A 6,563-nucleotide genomic window follows, 5' to 3' on the forward strand; every position below is an offset into this window, starting at 1 on the left:
GGCGCCCGTTCTGATCCTTAGCCCCGGGCAATATGACCATGCTGGAACTCAACAACGTAGAGGTGACATATTCCGACGTCATCCTGGCGCTCAAAGGCGTGTCCATGACAGTCCGTGCGGGACAATGTGTTGCTCTGCTCGGTGGCAATGGCGCAGGAAAAAGCACGACGCTTAAAGCCATCTCGGGAACGCTCAAATCCGAGGATGGAACCGTTTCGGCGGGGTCCATCGTTCTGGACGGAACTCCCATTCAGAACATGGAAGCCTCGGAAGTCGTGAAGAACGGTCTCATCCATGTGATGGAAGGGCGGCGCGTTTTGCGGCATCTGACGTCAGAGCAAAACCTGATCGTCGGCGGGCACATGGTGCCCAACTCCGCCGAGCTGAAAAAGCGCTTGGACCATGTTTACACCTTGATGCCCCGGCTTGCGGACCTGCGCAACCGCACCTCTGGCTTCATGTCTGGTGGCGAACAACAACTGCTGCTGATCGGCCGGGCCATGATGGCCAGCCCCAAGATCATCGCGATCGACGAACCGTCGTTGGGATTGGCCCCGATGATGATCCGGGATGTTTATGAAGTGCTCAAGCAGCTCAAGTCAGAAGGCACGACCTTCTTCCTGGTCGAACAAAACAGCGCCGCGGCGCTATCGATCGCCGACTATGCCTATGTGATGGAGAACGGCCGGATCGTGATGGACGGCCCTGCCGACAAGCTCGCTGACAACGAGGACATCAAGGAATTCTATCTCGGCGTCACCGCATCGGGCGAGCGCAAAAGCTATCGAGATATCAAACACTATCGCCGCCGGAAGAGATGGCTGGGCTGAGGAGAAGGAATTCATGAGCACCATCCTGGATATCAAGGGCCGCACCGCGCTGGTGACCGGCGCCGGACAGGGCGTGGGCCGGCAGGTCGCGCTTTATCTGGCGGAACATGGCGCAGGCGCTGTTGTGATCAATGATTTTCACGCCGATCGGGCGGAAAGCGTTGCCGCAGAAGTTGAAGCAGCTGGCGCCAAGGCATTGCCAATCGCCTTTGACGTCTCGAACTTCGAGGCGGTCGGCGCAGCTTTCGCCGAGGCGCAATCCGCGTTCGGCGGCGTGGATATCCTGGTCAACAACGCCGGGAACGCGGGGCCGACCTCGCGGCTCGATGATCTGGTGCCCTTCTGGGACTCAGACCCATCGGAATGGAAGCGCTGGATGGCGACCAATTTCGACGGCGTGTTGAACTGCACCCGTCACGCAATGCCCCTGATGGTCAAGGGCGGCTATGGGCGCATCGTGACAGTCATCTCCGACGCGGGCCGCGTGGGCGAGCCGCATCTGGCGGTCTACTCCGGCGCCAAGGCCGGCGCGGCCGGCTTCATGCGGGCAATTGCAAAAGCCGGTGGTCGGTTCGGGATCACCGCGAATTGCGTCGCCTTGGGGGGCACAAGAACTCCGGCTGTCGCCGACCTGATCCCGGATGCAGAGACCGAGAAGCGGGCATTGTCGCAATACGTGATCCGCCGTCTGGGCGAGCCGGAAGACCCCGCCGGAATGATCCTGTTCCTCTGCTCGGATGCTGCCAGCTGGATCACCGGTCAAACTTATCCGGTGAATGGCGGGTATTCTTTTGCCTGCTAGAGCCGCCATCGGACGGCTGCCGCCTCTAGTTGGAGCTGTCCGAAAAAACGCTGTCATTATCTGCCCCGAGCTCGGGGGGCAGATCCGGTATCGCGGTTTCGAAACCATCGAATTTCAACGGCTGGACAATAAAAGTCTCGGCCTTGCCGCCGTCATGCGTAATCTTGCGCAGCAGCTGGCGCGCACGCACATGGGGGTCGTCCAACGTTTCGACCAGGGAATTGACCGGACCCCATGGCACCCCCGCCTTATCCAGAAGGTCGCCCCATTCGGCGCGCGTCTTGTTGACCAAAATCGCCGCGATTTCTTCGCGCAGCGCGGCCTTGCGGGCGACACGGTCGCGGCCTGTCAACGGCGCAAGATCCGCCCTGTTGATCACATCGCAGAACGGTTTCCAGAACCAGTCCTCATGCGCGATGGACAAGGTCAAGAGCTTGCCGTCTTTGCAGGTGAACACGCCATAGCCCGGCTCGGCGATAAATTCGCCCAGCGGTGTTCCATTGGCGGCGGGAACGAGGAATGCGGTCAACATCGAAACCACCGCATCCGACATGGACACGTCCACGTAACGCCCCTGCCCTGTGCGCTGGCTCGACACCACCGCCGACAGGATTGCGATCGCCGCGAACAACGCCGCGCCAACATCCGCAAGGGGGATCGGCGGCACAGGGCCGGGCTGCTTTGCATCGGCCTGATCGGCCAGCAAACCGCCAACCCCTTCATAGCTCAGGTCATGGCCAGCCCTGTCACGATAGGGGCCGTCCTGCCCGTAACCCGAAATCGATACATAAACCAGCCGCGAGTTGACACTACGCATGTCCTCGAAACCGGCACCCAAGGCCGCAAGCTTGCCAGGGCGGAACCCTTCGACGATGACATCCGATTCCTTGGCCAGTTCGCGAAACCGTGCCAGCCCCTCGGCCGATTTCAGATCCAACGCAACGCTGCGCTTGCCTCGGTTCAGTGCCCGGAACAAGGGCGGAAATTGCCGGGCCGGATCGCCGACACCCGGTCGTTCGATCATGATCACCTCGGCTCCCATGTCGGACAACAGCATTGTGGCATAGGGACCGGGAAACTGTTCGGCAAGGCTGAGAATTTTCAGGCCGGCCAGGGGTGCAGTGCTCATATCAATCTCCAGCTCTTTTGTTTTCCACGTGCGGGTCCGCCCGAGTGCAGCGCAAATCGCCGCAAAAGACAAGGCGAAAAACCAATAATATGTATAATTATCAGGAGCTTAGCATGAGTGAAGCAAAGCAGACGCTATTCGTTGAGCGGGTCGCAAAAACTGAATGGATTACCTTCCAGCGCACCGAACAGCTCAACGCAATGTCAACGCAGATGCTGCGCGAGATGGCGGCAGCACTGGAATCGGCGCTGGCCGACGATGGGGTGCGTACAATTGTCCTGACCGGCTCTGGCCGGGCATTCTGCGCCGGTGCCGATCTGAAAGAAGTTGCTGGCGCCAAACATGCACCAGGCGAGCCGGATCTTCTGGATCTTGTCGATCACACGTTTGGGCTGATGCGACATGGCCCGAAACCGGTGATCGCCGCAGTGAACGGGCTGGCGATGGCGGGCGGTTTGGAAATGGTGATGGCCTGCGATCTGGTCTTTGCCGCCGAAAGCGCGCAACTGGGCGACGCACATTCCAACTTTGGCGTCTTTCCCGGGGCCGGCGGTGCGGCGATCCTGCCGCGTAGGATTGGCCTGAACCGCGCGAAATACCTGCTGTTCTCGGGCGAGAACGTTTCGGCACGGGACATGATGGACTGGGGACTGGTGAACAAGGTCATCGCGGACGAAGACCTGCGACAAGCGGTGCAGGCCTTTACCGACAGGCTGGCAGAAAAAAGCCCGGCGGTCTTACGCCGCATGAAGACGGTTGCCAATCGGTCGCTGGACGTGGACGAAACCGCCGCGCTTTCCGAAGAGATGCTGAACCTGCGCGCGCACATGCGATCCTGGGACATGCACGAGGGTCTGTCGGCGTTCAATGAAAAACGAAAACCGCAGTTTCGCGGATACTAGGTCAGGAGGACAAACGATGCAGGACATTTACATCGTTGGCATCGGGATGACGCCGTTCGGAAAGTTCCGGGACAAAACCATCAAGGACATGACCGGCGAGGCCGTCGCCGCCGCGCTTTCCGATGCCCGAGTGACGGCAGATCGTATCGACGGCGCATTCTTCTCGAACGCGGTGCAGGGCCACATGGAGGGCCAGCACATGATCCGCGGCGAAATCGCGCTGCGTGAAATGGGCATTCAGGGCATTCCGGTGGTGAATGTCGAAAACGCCTGCGCCAGCGCCTCGACCGGGTTCAAACTGGCAGTCGATTTCCTCAAGGCCGGCAATGGCGACTGCTGTCTCGCCGTGGGCGCCGAAAAGATGTATTCTGACGACCGTGCGTTGATGTTTTCGGCCTTCGACAGCGGCTGGGACGTCAGCAACAGCGAAGAGGTCGCGCAACGGCTGGCCGATCTGGGTGCAGGGGTCGAGGAACCCGAAGGATCGAAATCGCCCAAGCCCTACAGCGTGTTCATGGATGTCTACGCAGGCTTCGCCCGGCTGCACATGAAGACCTTTGGCACAACTCAGGAACAGTTCGCCGCCGTCGCCGCCAAGAACCATGCGCATTCCGTGCATAATCCACTGGCGCAATACCGAGAAGCCATGAGCGTCGATCGGGTATTGGCCGCGCCGCCGATCACCTATCCGCTGACCCTGCCGATGTGCGCCCCGATCTCGGACGGGGCCGCTGCGGCCGTTTTATGCACCGGCGAGGGGATAAAACGTCTGGGCCTAGATCCCGCGCGCGCGATCAAGGTCAAGGCCGCGATCCTGCGCTCGGGCACCGATCGTCCGCCGGAAGATTACAAGAACCACCTGACCCGGCTTGCCGCGCTTGAGGCCTATGAACAGGCCGGGATCGGCCCCGAGGATATATCGGTGGCCGAAGTGCATGACGCCACGGCCGTGGGCGAAGTGATCCAGATCGAGAACCTCGGATTTGTCGAATTCGGCGAGGGCGGTCCCGCCAGTCTGCGCGGCGAGACAAAGATCGGTGGACGCATTCCGGTGAACCCCTCGGGCGGGTTGGAATCCAAGGGCCACCCGGTCGGTGCCACAGGGATAGGGCAGGTTTTCGAACTGGTCACGCAACTGCGCGGCGAAGCTGGCGCGCGTCAGGTCGAAGGGGCAAAGAACGCCATCGCCGAAAACGGCGGGGGGTTGCACGGGGTAGAAGAAGCGGCCGCCTGCGTCACCATTCTGGGCCGTTGAAACAAGGAGACGAACCATGGAAAACGTGATCGCCGCCGCTCAGGCAATCTATACAGATGAGCAACGCATGTTGCTGGAAAACTTCCGCAAGATGGCCGAGGCAGAGTTCGCGCCGCTGGCCGAGAAATACGAGAACCTCGGCCACCCCCCCGATGCGAAAACCCTGAAGTCCCTGTTCGCCAAGGTCGAGGAATTCGGGCTGATCAGCGGCCTGATCCCCGAAGAGGACGGCGGTGCCGGAATCGACCGCATGACCTATGGCATCCTATACGAGGAACTGGCCCGGATATGGGCCGATCTGGCAATCGCGGTGCTGATTCAGGGTCATGCCGTGTTCGCGGTCAACCTCTTGGGAAATGTGGCGCAGAAAGAGGCCTATCTGAAGCCGCTCCTGCGCAGCGAACGGATCTGTGCCACCTGTATTTCCGAACCAGAGGTCGGTTCGAACGTACGCGAGGTCAAGACACGTGCGGACCGCGAGGGCGATAAGATTTTCGTCACTGGCCAGAAGCTCTGGATTTCCAATGGGGCCCAGTCGGATTTCGCCATCGTTGTCTGCAATCTGGACGACGGTATTTCCATGGTCATCGTCGACCGCGATACCGGCAACTACGAGAGCCGCGAATTGCGCAAGCTGGGGCTTATCGGTGCATCGACCTGCGAATTGTTTTTCGACCGTGCCGAAACCAGCGCTGACCATGTTCTGGGTAATGCAGGCGGCGGCCTGTTCCAGACATTGAAACTGTTTGAGAGCGCTCGCGTGTTTGTCGGCCTGACGAGCATTGGCATAGCGCAGGCGGCGTTGGAATGTGCCGTCAAATATGCGCAGGATCGCCAACAACATGGTAAGCCGATCGGCGGGCACCAGTTGATTCAAGGCTACTTGGCCGACATGGCCACGCACCTGGATGCCGCGCGCCTGTTGTGCCAGCGCGGGCTGCAACTTCTGGACCTGGGCGTGCGCTGTGACACCCAGACCTCGATGGCGAAATGGTATGCAACCGAAATGGCCGTCGAAATCGCCGGCAAAGCGGTGCAGATCCACGGCGGCAACGGCATCACCAAAGAGTTCCCCGTTGAACGGCACTTCCGCAATGCAAAGGTCATGCCGATTCCCGATGGCACCACCGAAATCCAAAAACTGGTCATCGGGCGCAACCTGACCGGGCTTAACGCGTTCTGAAATCGTGACTCTAAGAATTGCGGCCGGGGATTCCCGGTCGCCTTATCGTAGGCCCCCGGTCCGGGGGGGCGGCCAACGGATCATGCCCCAACCGGCGCTGCGGGACGCGTTTGATCAATGCCTGTCCCGCGTCAGTGGCAAAAAACTCACGGTTCAGGTCGGTTTCGATATAACCGGGGCAGATGGCATTCACCCGGATGCCATGCCGCGCCCATTCAAGCGCCAGAGACCGGGTCAGTTGAATCAGCCCTTCCTTGGACGCGGCATAGGCGGACACATGGCTGGCCACCCGTGTGCCCAGAATCGAGGCGACATTGACGATACAGCCCCCGCGTCCGGCATCAATCATCGCTTTGGCGGCGATACGTGGGTAGTGTCCCGGGAGATGGTGTAGGAACTGGCGTCCACCTGCTTCTTCATAGCTGGTGCTGCTCGTTCACTGCGCGGCGATCATCGTCGCCG

The 6,563-nt window shown here is 60.5% G+C and carries 7 protein-coding genes; 5 read left to right on the forward strand and 2 right to left on the reverse strand.

Translation table 11 applies throughout. The features are described 5' to 3' along the window. Positions 1–38: 38 nt before the first annotated feature. Both FN828_RS18505 and FN828_RS18510 read left to right on the forward strand, forming a co-directional pair. A complete protein-coding gene (locus FN828_RS18505; RefSeq protein WP_028288589.1) occupies positions 39–830 on the forward strand; it encodes an ABC transporter ATP-binding protein in 792 nt (263 codons plus the stop codon). 13 nt (positions 831–843) lie between these two features. After that, positions 844–1,632, forward strand: coding sequence for an SDR family NAD(P)-dependent oxidoreductase (locus tag FN828_RS18510; RefSeq protein ID WP_028288590.1), 789 nt, complete (start codon positions 844–846; stop codon positions 1,630–1,632). Between the two features lie 25 nt (positions 1,633–1,657). Here the strand turns inward: FN828_RS18510 and FN828_RS18515 are convergent, their stop codons facing one another. Next, positions 1,658–2,761 carry a CaiB/BaiF CoA transferase family protein gene (locus FN828_RS18515; protein WP_036540260.1) on the reverse strand — a complete coding sequence of 368 codons (1,104 nt, stop codon included), beginning with the start codon at positions 2,759–2,761 and terminating at the stop codon, positions 1,658–1,660. Positions 2,762–2,874: 113 nt separating this feature from the next. Between FN828_RS18515 and FN828_RS18520 the strand changes: the two genes are divergently transcribed. From FN828_RS18520 to FN828_RS18530, 3 genes are read left to right on the forward strand one after another with little or no spacing between them, the layout of a single operon-like run. Next, complete coding sequence (locus tag FN828_RS18520) at positions 2,875–3,663, forward strand: enoyl-CoA hydratase/isomerase family protein (RefSeq protein ID WP_028288592.1); 789 nt, start codon at positions 2,875–2,877, stop codon at positions 3,661–3,663. A gap of 16 nt (positions 3,664–3,679) precedes the next feature. Beyond that, the gene (locus FN828_RS18525; protein ID WP_027264384.1) at positions 3,680–4,918 is read left to right on the forward strand and encodes a thiolase family protein; all 1,239 of its coding nucleotides are present in this window, start codon (positions 3,680–3,682) and stop codon (positions 4,916–4,918) included. A 16-nt stretch (positions 4,919–4,934) separates the two neighbouring features. Continuing rightward, positions 4,935–6,101 (forward strand): acyl-CoA dehydrogenase family protein, encoded by a 1,167-nt coding sequence (locus FN828_RS18530; RefSeq protein ID WP_142494837.1) that lies wholly within the window; start codon positions 4,935–4,937, stop codon positions 6,099–6,101. A 10-nt stretch (positions 6,102–6,111) separates the two neighbouring features. Here FN828_RS18530 and FN828_RS18535 read toward each other — a convergent pair whose 3' ends face one another. Continuing rightward, positions 6,112–6,465: an SDR family NAD(P)-dependent oxidoreductase gene (locus tag FN828_RS18535; RefSeq protein ID WP_268987217.1), complete on the reverse strand. Its 354-nt coding sequence runs from the start codon at positions 6,463–6,465 to the stop codon at positions 6,112–6,114. Between the last annotated feature and the right edge of the window lie 98 nt (positions 6,466–6,563).

The sequence above is a fragment of the Thalassovita litoralis genome (assembly GCF_900182725.1).
In the GTDB taxonomy this organism is placed as follows: domain Bacteria; phylum Pseudomonadota; class Alphaproteobacteria; order Rhodobacterales; family Rhodobacteraceae; genus Thalassobius; species Thalassobius litoralis.

What these genes read in the sequence shown, in the direction of transcription:
- FN828_RS18505 (WP_028288589.1), top strand. Translation starts at nt 39, where the DNA reads ATGCTGGAACTCAACAACGTAGAGGTGACATATTCCGACGTCATCCTG.
- FN828_RS18510 (WP_028288590.1), top strand. Translation starts at nt 844, where the DNA reads ATGAGCACCATCCTGGATATCAAGGGCCGCACCGCGCTGGTGACCGGC.
- FN828_RS18515 (WP_036540260.1), bottom strand. Translation starts at nt 2,761, where the DNA reads ATGAGCACTGCACCCCTGGCCGGCCTGAAAATTCTCAGCCTTGCCGAA.
- FN828_RS18520 (WP_028288592.1), top strand. Translation starts at nt 2,875, where the DNA reads ATGAGTGAAGCAAAGCAGACGCTATTCGTTGAGCGGGTCGCAAAAACT.
- FN828_RS18525 (WP_027264384.1), top strand. Translation starts at nt 3,680, where the DNA reads ATGCAGGACATTTACATCGTTGGCATCGGGATGACGCCGTTCGGAAAG.
- FN828_RS18530 (WP_142494837.1), top strand. Translation starts at nt 4,935, where the DNA reads ATGGAAAACGTGATCGCCGCCGCTCAGGCAATCTATACAGATGAGCAA.